This is a genomic window from Microvirga calopogonii (assembly GCF_003347665.1).
GTDB classification, from domain to species: domain Bacteria; phylum Pseudomonadota; class Alphaproteobacteria; order Rhizobiales; family Beijerinckiaceae; genus Microvirga; species Microvirga calopogonii.
On sequence record NZ_QDGA01000010.1, the window covers coordinates 115,454 to 130,592 of the forward strand.

The window sequence follows — 15,139 nt, forward strand, 5'->3', positions numbered from 1 at the left end:
GCCTTTGTTCACCGCCGAATGCCATAACCGCCGTCATGACCTATTCCCGCGACACCGAAGCCACCTCGGAACTCACCGGCCAAACCGTCAATACCTGGTCCGAGGAATGGCGGATCGAGACGGAGGCGCGCACCGTCCTGAAGATGTCCAAGCAGGAACGGGATGCCTTCTTCAACGGCCGGAAGGACGAGAACGGGAAGACCATTGATCGTGGGGTGATCGGCATCCGCGGGCCGAAGGCCGTCGAGGACATCAAGGCAACGGTGGAGAGGCTGCAGGAGGCCCGCAGCAGGTCCAAATGACGGACGCAATTCCCAAAAACTCAAGCGCTTAGCAATAAACTGAAAGCATAGATATAAATAGAAAAGGGCCGCGCCCAGCCTTATCGGCTGTGTTCGCGGCCCTTGAGACCGTATTTGCCCCTACGGTCAGTCGGACATAAATCATATGAATGGACCGATCAAGCCAAATCGTTTGGGAATGAACTATTTGGGCGGCAGAATATCGCACCGGGTCTATTGACATGCCCCATTCATGCCGCGAACCGTCACAATTTAGACAAACTACTCTTCGAATAGATAGGTCCACCGACCTTCTATTTGCCCCTACGGGTCGGACCTTGGAGCGCCCCCTGCGAAGTGGGCGCTTTCTTTTTGGAAACGGGCCTTCTTGCATTTGCCCCGATCAGCAACCATTCAGCTTCCATGTGAAATCATCGCATCGGTTTAAGGCGATTGTCCGTGCCCGTGCACCGTATCCTACTGGCCCTCGTTCAGCCCCTGCTGGCGCTCCTGCTGATCGCAGGAACGGCTCAGGCGCAGCCGTGCCTCTTCGAGGACAAGGACCGCAACGGGGCCGTCGAACGCACATTGGGCGTGACCGCCGACGTTTTCGCTCCCCTCGAGGAATTCTCGGTCGGCCTCCAGGCCCCGGCCGCCGGCGGCGATGACCACCGCGATGCGGGCGTCGTGCTGCCCGCAGGTGCGCCCACGGTCGTTCTCGATCAGGCCCGCCTGATCAGGGTAGGCCGCGCCGCCTATCCTCATGCGCCGCCCTCTCACAGGCCCTGCGCCGCCCCGCCGACCGGTCCGCCTCTCGTCTGAGCCCGCCGCTGCGCTGCGCCCTCGCGCGCGTCAGCGCCCCTTGTGCCACGACGGCACAGCCTCATCCGCACCTTGACCGATGTCGAGGCGTTCCGGCGCCGGGATGACAGGCGCCCTCAGACCATCAGACGAGATCTCCCATGCCCACCAACGCTCTTCGGGCGGCCGAGCCGAATCCTGCCGCCGAAACGCAGCAGGCATCCGCCTCCCTCAGCCCCGTGGCGGTTGCTCCTCCGTCCCATCGGCATTGGCTCCTGCGATGGGCGCCGCTCGCCGCCGCTCTCGCAGGATGCGCCGGTCTCGCGGCCCTTCTCATCGAACTCCTGTCCGGCCTCGATTTTTCAGCCGTTGCTGCGAGTGCCCTCGGCACGCCGCTGCCTCTCATCGGCCTGTCCCTTCTGTTCGCCGCCATGAGCTATGCCGCCCTGGTCGGGTACGACGTGTTCGGCGTTCGCGCGGCGACGGCCAAGCCGGTGCCGTTGAAGACCATCGCCCTTGGATCCTTCACCAGCTACGCCATCGGCCATACCCTCGGCTTCCCCCTGGTGACGGCGGGCGCCGTGCGCTGGCGGATTTACGGCGGCGCGGGCCTGACCCTGGGCGAAGTCGCGAAGCTCACTGCCGTCGCGGCCATGACCCTCTGGATCGGCATGGCGGGCGTTCTCGGGCTCAGCGCCGCCTCCGAGCCGCAGGCCCTCGCCGCGCTGGATTATCTGCCCGCCGGCCTCAACCAGGGCATCGGCGCAGCCTTGCTGGCCGGCCTTGCCGCCTATTGGGTGTGGAGCCGCAAGGGAGGCCGGGAGATCGGCCGGGGCGACATCCGGATCCAGCTTCCTGGCGGATCGGCCGCACTCGTTCAGATCGGTCTCGGCCTCACCGACATCTGTGCGGCCGCCGCCGCCCTGTGGGTGCTCCTTCCCGGCGACGTCGGGATTGGCTTTCCGGCCTTTGCCGCCGTCTTCGCCAGCGCGATCCTGCTCGCCGTCGTCAGCCATGTCCCGGCCGGGCTCGGCGCGTTCGAGGCGGCGATCCTGCTCGCTTTCCCACAAGCCCCCACGGCCGAGCTTTTGTCCGCCATTCTCGTCTGGCGGCTGACCTACACGCTGATCCCGTTCCTGTTCGCCCTCGTGCTATTCGCCGCCCATGAGATCAGGCGCTCGGATGCGCGGTTCACGCAAGGGATGCGACGCGTCAGGCGGCTCGTGCTGCCCTTCGTGCCGACGGCGCTCGCCGCCCTGACATTCATCGGCGGCCTCGTGCTTCTCACCTCCGGCGCGCTGCCCAACGATTACTCGCGCGTGCGGGCCCTGCGGCATCTCGTGCCCCTGCCCTTCGCGGAGGTGTCGCATCTCGTCGGCAGCGCGGTCGGCGTCATGCTCCTCATTCTGTCCCGCGGCCTGATGCGCCGCCTGTCGAGCGCCTGGACCCTCTCCGTCGTCCTGATCGGAGCCGGGATCGTCGTGTCGCTGGCCAAAGGCTTCGACTGGGAGGAAGCCCTCGTTCTCTGCGCCGTTCTCACGCTCCTCCTGACCCACCGTTCGGCCTTCTACCGCAAGGCCGGAATCTTCGCGGAGCCTCTGGAACCGCGCTGGCTCGTGGCCATCGCCCTCATCGTCGGCTGCAGCCTCTGGCTCGGCTTCACGGCGTTTCACGACGTCGATTACAGCCATGACCTGTGGTGGGAGTTCAACTGGCACGACGATGCGTCCCGGTTCCTGCGCAGCAGCCTCGGCGCCATCATCATCGGGGCGGCCCTGTCGCTCTACGCGATGATCCATCGCCAGCCCGGCCTGCGCCGGGTCGATCCCGTCATGGCGAACGTGATCACGCCGGCCCTCGCCCATGCGGAGCGGGCCGATGCGCATCTCGCTCTCCTGGAGGACAAGCGCTTCCTCTTCCATGAATCCGGCGAGGCCTTCCTGATGTATGCCGTGCGCGGCAAGAGCTGGATCGCCATGGGCGACCCCATCGGGAAGCCCGAGCATGCGGCCGACCTCATGTGGCAGTTCCTCGAAGAGGTCGACCGGCATGCGGGCTGGCCCGTGTTCTACCAGGTCAGCCCCACCCATCTGCCGCTCTACCTCGATGGCGGCCTGTCGCTCGTGAAGCTCGGGGAAGAGGCGCATGTGGACCTCGACGCCTTCACGACCGAAGGCAAGGCCGGGAAGGACTGGCGGGCGGCACTCAACCGCGCCAAGCGCGAGAACCTCGAATTCGCGATCCTTCCAGCGGCCGAGGTGCCCGCCCATCTTCCCGAACTCAAGCAAGTCTCGGATGCCTGGCTGGCGCAGCGCGGCGCGGGCGAGAAGGGATTCTCCATCGGCTTCTGGTCGGAGAGGTACCTGTCGCATTTCGACGTTGCGGTCGTGCGCCGCGAGGGCCGCATCGTGGCCTTCGCCAATATCTGGTACGGCCAGCCCGGCGGCGAGATCACCGTGGATCTGATGCGCTACCTGCCGGATGTTTCCGGCATCATGGACCTGCTTTTCGTCAGCCTCATGCAGGAGGGCAAGGCGCGGGGCTATCGCTGGTTCAACCTGGGCATGGCGCCGCTCTCCGGTCTCTCCGACCATCGTCTTGCCCCAAACTGGCACAAGATTGCAGCCTTCGTCGCCCGTAACGGCGAGCGGTTCTACGGCTTCAAAGGCTTAAGGGCCTACAAGGAAAAGTTCGGCCCCGTCTGGGAGCCGCGCTATCTCGCCAGCCCCGGCGGATGGGCCCTGCCTCAGATCCTGCTCGACGTGACGAACCTGATTTCGGGCAGCCAGGCCAGAACCATCGGCAAGGGAGCCAGATCATGAAGCCCCTCAAGGTCCTGACAGTCGTGGCGGCTCTCGCTGCCTTCATGACCGGCAGCGTTCTGCTCGGCCGGTCGGCATGGTCCGCTCTGATGCCGCCGACCATCGTCACGACGACGATCGACATCGATGAATTCGGCTCCGTGGACGTCGTCCAGGCCGAGGGGCACCGTCCCCGTGGGCTGGTCATCCTGGCCGCGAATGAAGCCGATGCGGACAAGCGCCGGGAGGACGCCCTTGCGCTGGCGAAGGCCGACCTCATTGCCGTGTCCTTCAACTTCGACGCCTTGCGCGCGGAGCTCGCCCAATCGCCGTCGACCGACGAGTGCCACTACGTCTCGGACGATATGAAGGACCTGGCTCAGGCGGTGCAGCGCAAGCTCGGACTCGAGCGCTATTTCTTTCCCGTCATCGCCGGACGCGGCGACGGTGCGGCCTTCGCCTACGCGGCCCTGGCACAAGCGCCGGTCAACACGCTGGGCGGCGCCATCGGCATCGGCTTCAAGCCCCTGCTGAAAACCGACAGAACCTATTGCTTCGATCCCAAGCTCGAACCGGCAAGCAACGGATACTTCGCCCTGCGCCGCATCCCCGAAATGCCTGCCTCCTGGCGGGCGATTGCACCCGAGCGCGAGCGCCAAGCCATCGAGTCCTTCCAGGGAAGCGACGGCGACGTGGCATTCATGCCGGCCGAAGACGATCCGGCGACCCGCCAAGCCCTGGTCGACAATGCGATCGAGTTGGGCAAGACCGGCGAGCGGGGCGCTTCGCAATTGCCCGTTTCGATCATCAGGCCCGAGGGAGCCGTGAAGGGACTGGCCGTGATCATCTCGGGAGACGGCGGCTGGCGGGATATCGACAAGTCCATCGGCGAATGGCTGTCGCAAAAGGGCGTCGCCGTCGTGGGGTTGGATTCGCTGCGCTATTTCTGGTCGAAGAAGAGCCCGAAGGACGTAGCGTCCGATCTCGCCCTGCTCTTCGATCATTACGGCGCCGAGTTCGGCACCAACCGCTACGCGATCGTCGGCTTCTCGTTCGGATCCGACATCATGCCCGACGTGTGGCCCGAGCTGCCGAAAGCCGTCAAGGATCACGTCAATCTCGTGTCGCTCCTGGCCCTCGGCACCAACGCCGACTTCGAGGTGACGGTGGAAGGCTTCATCGGCGCACCTTCCGCCGAGAGCCGTCCGTTGGCTCCTCTCCTGCACCAATTGCCGCTGGACAGGACCCAGTGCATCTACGGCCGCGAGGAGGCCGAGGACAACGAAACCTCCTGCACGGCCCCCGAACTGGGCGGCGCGCAGCGGCTCGCCCTGGACGGCGGGCATCACTTCGATGGAGATTACGACAAGGCCGCGGAAGCGATCTGGACGCGAATGAATCCTACGCCGTGAGATCACCGGATGGGCAAGGCAACTTGCCCATCATGACGACCCCTCCGGCGCAAAGAAGCAGATGATCGCCCGTGTGGCGGGCTCTTCGCAGAGGTGGAATTTCGCGTCGGGAGACGCTTTGGCATAGTCCCGGCCGATGAGCCGCCCGTCCCAGAGCCTCCAGCCCTGGGGCGTCTCGGTCACGGTCTCGCCCCGGTCTTCCCTCAGCTCGCGGCAATCCTGATCGCTGCAGCACCACACGGGGTACCAGCTATGCGCCAGGGCCGGCGCGCTGAGGAGCCAGCCCGCCATCATCAGGATCGTTCGCCCCCGGCCATGGACCATCCAGGACAAGCCTTTCCCGGGGCTTTCCCCGATCGACAAGCTTATCCTTGATCTTGGTGCGGTCCGTCGGCGCGTCCAGTCCCCGCCCACGGCTCGGGAGATTTATTCCTTGGCTTGCAGGTAAGGCTCGACCTTGCCCTTGAGCTTGATGGTCATGGGGTTGCCGAACCGGTCCTTGGCATTGCCCGCCGTCACGCGGACCCAGCCCTCGCTGACGCAGTACTCGTCCACATTGGTCTTCTCGGCCCCGTTGAAGCGGATCCCCACCCCTTTGGCGAGCAACTCCTCGTTGTAGTAAGGGCTGTTCGGGTTCGAGGACAGGCGGTCGGGAAGCGTGTCGGTCATGCGCATGTTTCTCCAGGCTAGGTCGTTTGCGGCGGCAACCTACCCTCTCGAGCCGCGAAAGCCAATTCCGGCGCATCGTGCGGACCAGCGGGCCGCGTCAGCGAAAAGAGGACCCGGTTTTCCACGTCCGACGATGCGCTCTTCGAAGAGGGAGCATCGGATGAGCCCCAAAAGGGCAAGTCCAGTTTTGGGCCCGATGCTCAACCCCTTGACGTGACAAGCCGGTTGTAATGTCCTACTTTCGTTGAATACCTCTAAGGTAACAATAATCCGCCACGAAGCGGAGCAGTTCAGGGAGATGGCGTTGTCCGCAGCGACAGATGGGATTCACACAGATTTTTCCGAAGGCATGAGCTATGGGGATTATCTCCGGCTCGACACTCTCCTCTCCGCCCAATCTCCCCTGACGGCCGAGCACGACGAACTCCTGTTCATCACCATCCATCAGGTGATGGAGCTCTGGCTGAAGCTCCTGAACCGGGAACTCGACACGGCGCTCGCCCATATCCGGGCCGATGAGCTCCAGCCCGCCTTCAAATGCACCGCGCGGATCAACCGGATCCAGGAGCAGCTGATCCAAGCCTGGACCGTGCTCTCCACCATGACGCCCTCCGATTACCTGAGCTTCCGGCCGGCGCTCGGCAAATCATCCGGCTTCCAGTCCTGGCAGTACCGCCTGGTGGAGTTCAAGCTCGGGGCCAAGGATGCCATCAAGATGGCGCCCCATCGGCACCGGAGCGATCTCGCGGAGCAGCTCGACGCCGCCTACCGGGCGCCGAGCCTCTACGACGAGGCCCTTCGCCTGCTGGCGCGGCGCGGCTACGCGATTCCGACCGAGGTGCTCGAGCGCGACGTGACTCAGCCCTACACCGCGCATCCTGGCGTCGAAGCCGTCTGGGAGGAGATCTACCGTCATTCGGGCGAGCACTTCGATCTCTACGAGCTTGCCGAAGAGCTCGTGGATCTGGAGGACGCCTTCCAGCAATGGCGCTTCCGGCACATGAAAACCGTGGAGCGCATCATCGGCATGCGCAGCGGCACCGGCGGCAGCACCGGCGTGACCTATCTGCGCAAGGCTCTGGAGCGCTATTTCTTTCCCGAGCTCTGGTCCGTTCGCGGCAAGCTTTGACGAAGGAGATGCGCCATGCTTGACCTTCGCTCGCACTTCTCCCGCTTCCTCAACACGGAGCCGGACCGCTTGCATTTCGCGGCCCACAGCCATCATCCCTGGCCTGACGTGACGCGCGATGCGCAACTCCAGGCCTGGGACGATGCGGCCCGCCTCATGGACGACAAATGGGAGCATGTGCTCGGTCCCGTCCTCGACGAGTATCGCGGCCATGTGGCCGGACATCTCAATCTGCCGGACCCGTCGACCATCGCGGTTGCGCCCAACACGCATGAATTCCTGAAGCGGATCCTGTCCTGCTTTCCCACGGACCAGCCGATCCGCATCCTGACGTCGGATGGCGAGTTCCACTCCTTCACGCGCCAGATCGCGCGGCTGGAGGAGGAGCGGGTCGTTGCCGTCACGCGTGTACCGGCCGAGCCCTTCGCAACCTTCGAGGATCGCTTCTACGCCGCCGCGCAGGCCGGCTTCGATCTGGTCTTCGTCAGCCAAGTCTTCTTCAATTCGGGCTTCGCGCTGGACGGACGTCATCTTGCGGAATGCAATCGCGACGGCGCGATGATCGTGATCGACGGCTATCACGGCTTCATGGCGCGGCCGACCGATCTCGGCAGCATCGCGGATCGCGTGTTCTACATCGCCGGCGGCTACAAATATGCGATGGCCGGCGAAGGAGCATGCTTCATGCACTGCCCGCCCGGATGGGGACCGCGCCCGCGCGATACCGGCTGGTACGCCGCGTTCGGCAACCTCACGAACGCGCAGAGCGGACAGGTCGGCTACAGCGACGACGGCTGGCGCTTCATGGGCTCGACCTTCGACCCCTCGGGTCTCTACCGCTTCAACGCGGTGATGCGCTGGCTCGCCGAGGAGGGCATCACGCCCGGCATCATCCACGCCCACGCCAAGGCCCTGCAGCAGCATTTCCTGCGCGGCATCAGCAGCGCCGCCCTGTTCGAGGAGGCTTCGCTCGTGGTTCCGGCAGACGAGATGCGGCGCGGCAACTTCCTCACCTTCCAAGCGCCGGCAGCCCAGTCGATCTATCGCGACCTCGCGGAACTGCGCGTCGTCACCGATGTTCGGGGACAACGCCTGCGAATCGGCTTCGGGATCTACCAGACGGAAGAGGAAGTGGACGATCTGGTGCGCCGCATCGACGAGGCGGGCGCTCTCGAATCCCTGCCCGTCAACACCTCCTCGGCGGCGTGATCCATCCGAAGAAGGGGCGGAGCAGCCGAGGGCTGCTTCGCTAGCTCATCCGCACCTGCCAGGCGAGATAGGCGATCGCCGTGCCGACGCTGATCAGGTCGAGGCCGAGCAGGAATCCCAACAGCCACACGGACGTCACCGGCAGATTGGCCCAGAGGACGAGGGACAGCACGATCCCGATCATGCCGCTCGCCAGAACCCATCCCCAGTTGGGAAAAGGCCGGATCGTCAGGGCGAAAACGACCTTCGAAATGCCCTCGATCATGAAGAACACGATGAGGAGGAGCGTGATCGTCGTCAGACCCTGGGCCGGATCGCGCAGGAACAGGAAGCCGATCAGAACGGCAAGGCAGATGGAGATCAGCTGCAGCCAGAAATGCGGCACGTGCCGCGCGCTGATGAGGCTGAGCGCCTGTACCAGACCGCTGATCACCAGGAGCCAGCCGAGGAGAACGATGACCGCCGTGGACGAGAAGACGGGATAGATGATCGCCAGGAAACCGGCTGCGATCAGCAATATGCCCTCGACGAGATACCACAGCGCATAACGCTTGACCGCATCCCGCATCGCTTCGCGGAAGACCTCCGCGGCGGCATCCAACGACATGGCCATCGCACCCTCCGGACCGTCGCGGGAAATCCTACACTGCCGGAGCAGCCGCGGCTACGCCCGCGCTCGGGCTGGGCGCATGCGCTTTCGACAGGGCATCCTGGAGCTTCGCTTCCTGCTCCGGCGAGAGGGATGAACGAATGATGCGTCCCTTGAAGCCCGACAGCTCGGCCAGCACCTTCTCGGGCTGCGATTTCCGGATCAGCAGGAACAGGGCGGACGTGTCCGGTTGAAGGGTATCGCCGATGGATTTGATAAAATCGTCGTTGATGCCGTAATCGATCATGCTCCCCGACAGGGCTCCCGATCCGGCTCCCACAGCGCCACCGATGGCGAGGCCCGCGAGCGGATTGAGGAACAGCAACCCGATGAGGCTGCCCCACATCGCCCCTGACAGGCCGCCCGTGGTGGCGCCGAGGCGCACGAGATTCGTGCTCTGCTTGATGCGCACGGCCCCATCGGCACCGCGAATAGCCACCACAGCGTCTTCGAGATCGATGAGATATTCTTTCTGCATCCGGGTCAGTTCGGTCAGGACGCGATCCGCATCGTTCGGGTTGTCGAATCCAACGACGACGAGTTCGGACATGGCAGCCCTCCTCCTGTTGCGCCAACACTCGAAGAGTAATGTGCAACGCTGAAGGGTCCATCAGGTGTAACCCGGAACCGGGCCGAGAATTGTCATGAGGCCAGGGTGAAAAATCCAGCCGCGTTACGGTCCATCGCATCCCTGCTTGCGGCAGGGTGGAACGGAATTTGTGGGTGGTCAGCGAAGCGGCTGGGCGTCGGTGCGTTTCGCAAGGCGGCCCGAGGCCTTGGCCTCCAGGCGGGCGGGATCCTGCCGGCCGCATTTGAACGGGCGCAGGTCGGCCGCGGGCATCGGTGTCGCGGCCCTCATCGTGTTCAGGTTGCCGACGGGATGCGTTCCTTCCGACAGGCCGTTGTTGAGGAGCTCCCGCATCACCAGCGTTCGCGTCGCTGCGCTGGGCGCCCCGAGGACGACGCCGATGACGCGCCGATCCCCGCGAAGGGCCGAGACGGCCACGTTGAAGCCGGATGCGCAGACATACCCGGTCTTGGAGGCCTCGAGACCTGCATATTCCTCGACCAGCTTGTTGGTGTTCTTGAGAAGCCGCCCGTTGACCGTCACGGACGGCGTCCTGAGAAGGTCCATGTGATCGCCATGATAGCTCAGGAGCACCAGCATCAGCAGGGCCATGTCGCGCGCGTTGGTGACCTGCCGGTCGTCGTGCAGGCCGGTCGCGTTGACGAACCGGGTTCCGGTCATGCCGAGACGGCGCGCCTCCGCGTTCATGGCCGCGACGAAGGCCTCCTCGCTGCCGCCGATGGCTTCAGCGACCGCCATCGACACGTCGTTGGCGCTCTTGACCATCATGACCGTGAGCGCATCCTCGAGCCGGAGGGACGTTCCCGGCGGGACGCCGAGCTTCGTCGGAGCCTGGGCGGCCGCCTTGGGGCTCAGGACGATGGACGTATCCATGCTGGCACGGCCCGCCTCGACGGCCGTGAGCGCAAGGTGCGCCGTCATCATCTTGGTGAGCGAGGCCGGATGCCAGGAGCGGGTCGCTTCCTGGGCGGCGAGAATGTCGCCGGTCGACGCATCAACCAGCAGCATCGGAGAGGCGCCAGCGGATAGGGGCGTCAGGAGAAGGCCGGCAGCCAGAAGGATCGAGAGCGGCTTCATGCCGGGATCGTTGCCCGAACCGGAGCCTTATGCAAGCACCGGAAGGCGAAAACCGCCCCGCTCTACCCCTTTCGGGCTGTCGAAGGCCGTTCGGAAGCGGTTCTTGCGCCTGTCAGACGGCCGCTTCCGCCAGCATGAGAACGATGCCGAGCGCGACCAGGACGATGCTGGGCCAGTGGTGCTTGGGATGCAGGGCACGCACCCGCTCCCGTGGCTCCAGCGTCGAGCCGGCCGCCGTCGAGCCCATGCGATGCGGGTCGCTCAGGCGTCCCTTCCAGAGAACCTGACCCGCCGCGAGCACGATCCCGGCGACGATGAGAAGCGCGCCGATCCAGATGAGGACCACGCCCGAATGCATGGAAAACCTCCCACCAAGGTCAACCCTTCGGGAGCATAGCACAGGGGTGTGGGAGAACACAGGGACTGCGTTGAGCGCAAGCGTAGCGCTGCCTCAGACCGCCTGTCCGGCGCACCAGCCGGATGACCAGGCCCACTGGAAATTATAGCCGCCGAGCCAGCCCGTGACGTCCACGACTTCGCCGATGAAGTAGAGGCCGGGCACGGCCTTGGCTTCCATGGTCCGGGAATCGAGATCGCGGGTATCGACGCCCCCGAGCGTCACCTCGGCGGTGCGATAGCCTTCCGACCCGGCTGGCTTGAAGCGCCAGCGGTTCACGGCTTCGTCGATGGCGCGAAGCCGCTTGTCGGAGTAATCGGCAAGGTTGGCGGGCCCCTTCTCCGCATCGGCGATCAGTTGCGCCAGACGCTTGGGCAGGAAGGCCGACAACGCCGTCTGCAGGGCCTGCCGCCCGTTCTGTGCGCGGGCGGCGCGCAGCTCCTCGAAGAGGTCCACGCCAGGCAGCAGGGAGAGCTCGATCTCGTCGCCCTCCCGCCAATAGGAGGAGATCTGCAGGATCGCAGGACCGCTCAGGCCGCGATGGGTAAACAGCATGGCCTCGGCGAAGGATGTCTTCCGGCAACTCGTGACCGCATCGACCGACACGCCTGCCAGCGGCGTGAGGCGCTCGAGCATCGTCGGCTCCAGGGTCAGCGGGACCAGCGCCGGCCGCGTCTCGACGATGTCGAGGTCGAATTGCTGCGCGAGATCGTAGCCGAAGCCGGTCGCGCCCATCTTCGGAATGGATTTCCCCCCCGTCGCCACGACGAGGGATCGGCACTGCACGGAGCCATGCGAAAGCTTGAGCGCGAAGCCCTCCGGCGTCTTCTCCACACCCGTGACGGAGGTCGAGAGACGAAGCTCCACATTTGCCTGCCGCATTTCGTTCAGGAGCAGATCGATGATCTGCTTCGACGAGCCGTCGCAGAAGAGCTGACCCAGGGTCTTCTCGTGATAGGCGATGCCGTAGCGCTCCACGAGCGCGATGAAGTCGCGTTGCGTGTAGCGGCGCAGGGCCGAAATGGCGAAGCTCGGGTTCTGTGAAATGAAGTTGGCGGGAGCCGCGTTGAGATTGGTGAAGTTGCACCGCCCGCCGCCGGAGATACGGATCTTCTCACCGGGCTTGGCGGCATGATCGACGATCAGCACGGAACGGCCGCGCTTTCCGGCCTCCGCCGCACACATCATCCCGGCGGCACCGGCGCCGATCACCACAACGTCGAACTGATCCAAGGGAGATCTTCCTGAGAGAAACTCTTCGGCCTTCACATGCTTCGCATGGAGAGCTGAACATGATTGCAAGATTGGGCCGTTCGTAGTGAACCTCGGAAGAAGGCGCAAGTATCGGCCCATCGCCTCACCGCATCATGGCCGGCCCTCCCGATGCTTTGAAGCGCCGTGCTTTTCGAATCGAGATCACCGGCACGAGGCCGGTGATGACGTGCATGAAAATGCCATCCGTCGAACTAACCCACCTCCAGGCAATATTTTCGCCCGCGGTGCCTGCGACAATTGAAGCGGTTCGGTCCGGGGTGTACCATCGAGGATCATCAAAGCAACTGCGCATCCCGAAGCGACGGTGTGTCAGTTCAGCCGCCCTCCCGGCATGCGAGCGTCCTCGTCTCACAGGAGGTTGTCATGACGATCGCGCCTACCCTTCAGCGCTACATGTCCGATCAGAATATCAGCTACGACCTGATCCAACACGAACCCGCGATGAGCTCGCTGGGCACGGCCCATGCGGGGCACGTGCCGGGCGACCGCCTGGCCAAAGGCATCATGCTCAGCGACGGACGGAACTACATGCTCGCCGTTCTGCCGGCCTCGCACCATCTGCGCCTGTCCGATCTCAAGACCGAGCTGGGACAGGAGTTGCGCCTGGCTTCCGAGGATGAGATCGTCCAGGTGTTCCGCGACTGCGACCGCGGCGCTATTCCGCCCGTCGGCACATGCTATGGCCTCGACGTGATTGTCGAGAACAGCATGGAGCGCCAGCCCGACATCTACTTCGAAGGCGGAGACCACGCCACGCTGGTCCATGTGAAAGGCGACGATTTCGCACGTCTCAATCCGCGCGCGCAGCACGGCACATTCAGCGAGCGGATGTAGCCTCGCGAATGTGTGAGGCCCGGGGGCTGACCTGCTCAGGGCAGATCAGCTCGGCGGTCACATGGAACCGTGATAAGGCTCGCGACGTCCAGGCTTCAGCCGAAGCCCTGAACCTGCCTGACTTCTCATCCAGCGTGATCCTCGCCCCATGCCTCATCTTGCCGAATACGGCGCCCTGTTCGCTGCAGCCTTCCTCTCGGCCACCCTCTTCCCGTTCCAGTCCGAAGCCGTGCTCTTCGCCATGCTGGTGGCCGATCACTACCCGTGGTGGCTTCTCGTTCTGGTGGCGAGCGTGGGCAACATCCTCGGCTCCGTGGTGAACTGGTACCTGGGGCGGTTCTTCGCCCATTTCGAAGATCGCCCCTGGTTCCCGGTCAAGCGCAAGCAGATGGCGCGGGCCGAGGCCTGGTATCACCGCTACGGGCGCTGGACGCTGCTGTTGAGCTGGACGCCGATCATCGGCGATCCGCTCACCATCGTGGCGGGCGTGATGCGGGAACCGCTGCGGGTCTTCATCCCGCTGGTGGCGCTCGCCAAGACGGGGCGGTACCTGGCTGTGGCGGCGCTGAGCCTGGGGTGGGTTTGACACCTCCATCGTCATTCCGGGTTCCGCTCCGCGGCCCCGGAATGAGGGTGAAGGTTCACGGACCCTGCAGGCTTCCCCAGATCTCCTCCAGATGCCGCGGCCCCAGCACCGCGCCGGAGGCAGCCCGGATCACGGCTTCCATGCCGGCGGGCGGCTCGTTGTTCATGGCCCAGTGAACGGCCTCGCGGAGGGTCGAAAATTCCCTTACGTCACTCGGGTGTCCCTGGCCGGCCGTGCCGATCGGCTCGTATTGCAGATGGGCCGGGGCATCCAGTTCGGCTTTGGTGAGCATGGCGCTGTCCTGCCTCGTTCGGGGTGATTTGAGCAGGACAACGTTCTGCAAGCTCAAGGCGTTGCAGCCCTGTGTTCCTCACGGGCCGCCTCCCAGACCTCACGGGCGGCATCGGCGTTCATGGCCGCGATGGCAAGGCCGACGATCAGGTCCGGCCAAGCCGAGAGCGTTCCGGCCGTGACCAGCCCAGCCCCGATGATGGCGACATTGGCGGCGGCATCGTTGCGGGCCGACAGGAAGGCCGCTTTCGTCAGACTGCCCTTGTGGTGACGATATTGCGCGAGAAGGAACGCGCAGGAGAGATTGACGATCAGGGCCCCCGTTCCGGCGAGGGAGAGCGACACCGCATCCGGCGCCACCGGTGTCCAGAACTTGTCCCAGGCCGTCCAGAGGGTCGCCAGACCCGGCACCAGGATGATCCCTGCCAGCACCATCCCGACCCGTGCCTGCGTCCTCGCTCCCCAGCCGAGGGCCGCAAGGATGAGGAGGTTGATCGAGGCATCCTCCAGGAAGTCGACGCTGTCGGCGAACAGGGACACCGAGCCGATGGCGAGCGCTACAGTGAACTCGATACCGAAATAGCCGAGGTTCAGGGCCGCCACGATGGCGACGACACGGCGCAGGTCCTGGCTCAGACGATCATCACTCACGGGATTTCCACTCCTAGTGGGTCGTCTGCCGTCGGAATTGGCATTCTCCTGACACCTGTGATCTGGGCAGATGGAGTGGCTGATTGGTGCACGCTCCGGAACCACCGAGCCGATGGAGTGGGACCTGTGACGAATGCCGTCGTCGCTGCCGGCGCTTGCCGTTCCAGACAAACGGCGTGGGCCGGGCATTCCAGCTTCGCGCCGTCTGCTCGAACCAACTCCCGATCTCCGCAGGGGTGTGGGGATGCTGTCCGGCCAGCGCGGCGCTTGAGCACGCGCTGGATCGATTCCGCCATGTTAAGCCAACTGCCACCCACGGGCGTGTAGAGCGGCATGATGCCATGCGCACACAGCCACAACACCAGGTCCGGCGTCTTATGGCCGGTGAGATTGTCCCACACCAAGAGCAGCCGCAGCGGTGGCAACTCCTCTGGCAAGGGAAACGGCAGCGTCAATCCCGCTTGCCACATCTCCCAGGCGGCGCGCGT

Annotated in this window: 17 protein-coding genes and 1 pseudogene; 8 read left to right on the forward strand and 10 right to left on the reverse strand. The window is 64.7% G+C overall.

The annotated features are described in order from the left end of the window. Positions 1-35: 35 nt before the first annotated feature. The 4 genes from DDF70_RS11375 to DDF70_RS11390 all read left to right on the forward strand — a co-directional run bounded on the left by DDF70_RS11375 (position 36) and on the right by DDF70_RS11390 (position 5,295). The gene (locus DDF70_RS11375) at positions 36-302 is read left to right on the forward strand and encodes a DUF7696 family protein (RefSeq protein WP_114944983.1); all 267 of its coding nucleotides are present in this window, start codon (positions 36-38) and stop codon (positions 300-302) included. Between the two features lie 438 nt (positions 303-740). Further along, a complete protein-coding gene (locus DDF70_RS11380) occupies positions 741-1,103 on the forward strand; it encodes a hypothetical protein (RefSeq protein WP_162820345.1) in 363 nt (120 codons plus the stop codon). Positions 1,104-1,243: 140 nt separating this feature from the next. Continuing rightward, a complete protein-coding gene (gene mprF / locus DDF70_RS11385) occupies positions 1,244-3,904 on the forward strand; it encodes a bifunctional lysylphosphatidylglycerol flippase/synthetase MprF (protein ID WP_114944985.1) in 2,661 nt (886 codons plus the stop codon). Then, positions 3,901-5,295 (forward strand): virulence factor family protein, encoded by a 1,395-nt coding sequence (locus DDF70_RS11390; RefSeq protein ID WP_162820346.1) that lies wholly within the window; start codon positions 3,901-3,903, stop codon positions 5,293-5,295. The genes mprF and DDF70_RS11390 overlap by 4 nt, the downstream gene beginning before the upstream one ends. 30 nt (positions 5,296-5,325) lie before the next feature. On the opposite strand, the gene DDF70_RS11395 is transcribed toward DDF70_RS11390, so the two are convergent. Continuing rightward, positions 5,326-5,658, reverse strand: coding sequence for a hypothetical protein (locus DDF70_RS11395; protein ID WP_162820347.1), 333 nt, complete (start codon positions 5,656-5,658; stop codon positions 5,326-5,328). Between the two features lie 63 nt (positions 5,659-5,721). Continuing rightward, positions 5,722-5,964, reverse strand: coding sequence for a DUF3297 family protein (locus DDF70_RS11400; protein WP_114945006.1), 243 nt, complete (start codon positions 5,962-5,964; stop codon positions 5,722-5,724). Between the two features lie 298 nt (positions 5,965-6,262). Here DDF70_RS11400 and kynA point away from each other — a divergent pair, with 298 nt between their 5' ends. Both kynA and DDF70_RS11410 read left to right on the forward strand, forming a co-directional pair. Beyond that, positions 6,263-7,093 (forward strand): tryptophan 2,3-dioxygenase, encoded by an 831-nt coding sequence (kynA, locus tag DDF70_RS11405; RefSeq protein ID WP_114944988.1) that lies wholly within the window; start codon positions 6,263-6,265, stop codon positions 7,091-7,093. Between the two features lie 15 nt (positions 7,094-7,108). After that, the gene (locus tag DDF70_RS11410; protein WP_114944989.1) at positions 7,109-8,302 is read left to right on the forward strand and encodes an aminotransferase class V-fold PLP-dependent enzyme; all 1,194 of its coding nucleotides are present in this window, start codon (positions 7,109-7,111) and stop codon (positions 8,300-8,302) included. A gap of 40 nt (positions 8,303-8,342) precedes the next feature. On the opposite strand, the gene DDF70_RS11415 is transcribed toward DDF70_RS11410, so the two are convergent. The 5 genes from DDF70_RS11415 to DDF70_RS11435 form a co-directional block, all read right to left on the reverse strand. Next, positions 8,343-8,915 (reverse strand): HdeD family acid-resistance protein, encoded by a 573-nt coding sequence (locus DDF70_RS11415; RefSeq protein ID WP_114944990.1) that lies wholly within the window; start codon positions 8,913-8,915, stop codon positions 8,343-8,345. A gap of 28 nt (positions 8,916-8,943) precedes the next feature. Beyond that, positions 8,944-9,501, reverse strand: a complete 558-nt coding sequence (locus DDF70_RS11420; RefSeq protein WP_114944991.1) for a DUF1269 domain-containing protein — start codon at positions 9,499-9,501, stop codon at positions 8,944-8,946. Between the two features lie 177 nt (positions 9,502-9,678). Then, positions 9,679-10,617 (reverse strand): D-alanyl-D-alanine carboxypeptidase family protein, encoded by a 939-nt coding sequence (locus DDF70_RS11425; RefSeq protein ID WP_114944992.1) that lies wholly within the window; start codon positions 10,615-10,617, stop codon positions 9,679-9,681. Positions 10,618-10,729: 112 nt separating this feature from the next. Beyond that, positions 10,730-10,975: a hypothetical protein gene (locus tag DDF70_RS11430; protein WP_114944993.1), complete on the reverse strand. Its 246-nt coding sequence runs from the start codon at positions 10,973-10,975 to the stop codon at positions 10,730-10,732. Between the two features lie 93 nt (positions 10,976-11,068). Further along, complete coding sequence (locus tag DDF70_RS11435) at positions 11,069-12,247, reverse strand: BaiN/RdsA family NAD(P)/FAD-dependent oxidoreductase (protein ID WP_114944994.1); 1,179 nt, start codon at positions 12,245-12,247, stop codon at positions 11,069-11,071. A gap of 405 nt (positions 12,248-12,652) precedes the next feature. Here DDF70_RS11435 and DDF70_RS11440 point away from each other — a divergent pair, with 405 nt between their 5' ends. Next, a complete protein-coding gene (locus DDF70_RS11440; RefSeq protein WP_114944995.1) occupies positions 12,653-13,123 on the forward strand; it encodes an aminoacyl-tRNA deacylase in 471 nt (156 codons plus the stop codon). A gap of 148 nt (positions 13,124-13,271) precedes the next feature. Beyond that, positions 13,272-13,709 (forward strand): YqaA family protein, encoded by a 438-nt coding sequence (locus DDF70_RS11445; protein ID WP_114944996.1) that lies wholly within the window; start codon positions 13,272-13,274, stop codon positions 13,707-13,709. A 55-nt stretch (positions 13,710-13,764) separates the two neighbouring features. On the opposite strand, the gene DDF70_RS11450 is transcribed toward DDF70_RS11445, so the two are convergent. The 3 genes and pseudogenes from DDF70_RS11450 to DDF70_RS37470 all read right to left on the reverse strand — a co-directional run. Then, complete coding sequence (locus tag DDF70_RS11450; RefSeq protein ID WP_162820348.1) at positions 13,765-14,001, reverse strand: hypothetical protein; 237 nt, start codon at positions 13,999-14,001, stop codon at positions 13,765-13,767. Between the two features lie 53 nt (positions 14,002-14,054). Continuing rightward, entirely contained in the window at positions 14,055-14,651 is a 597-nt protein-coding gene (locus tag DDF70_RS11455) for a cation efflux transmembrane domain-containing protein (RefSeq protein ID WP_114944998.1), read from the reverse strand. Continuing rightward, positions 14,648-15,139 (reverse strand): annotated as a pseudogene (locus tag DDF70_RS37470) (hypothetical protein); the annotation flags it as partial. The gene DDF70_RS11455 and the pseudogene DDF70_RS37470, both read right to left, overlap by 4 nt.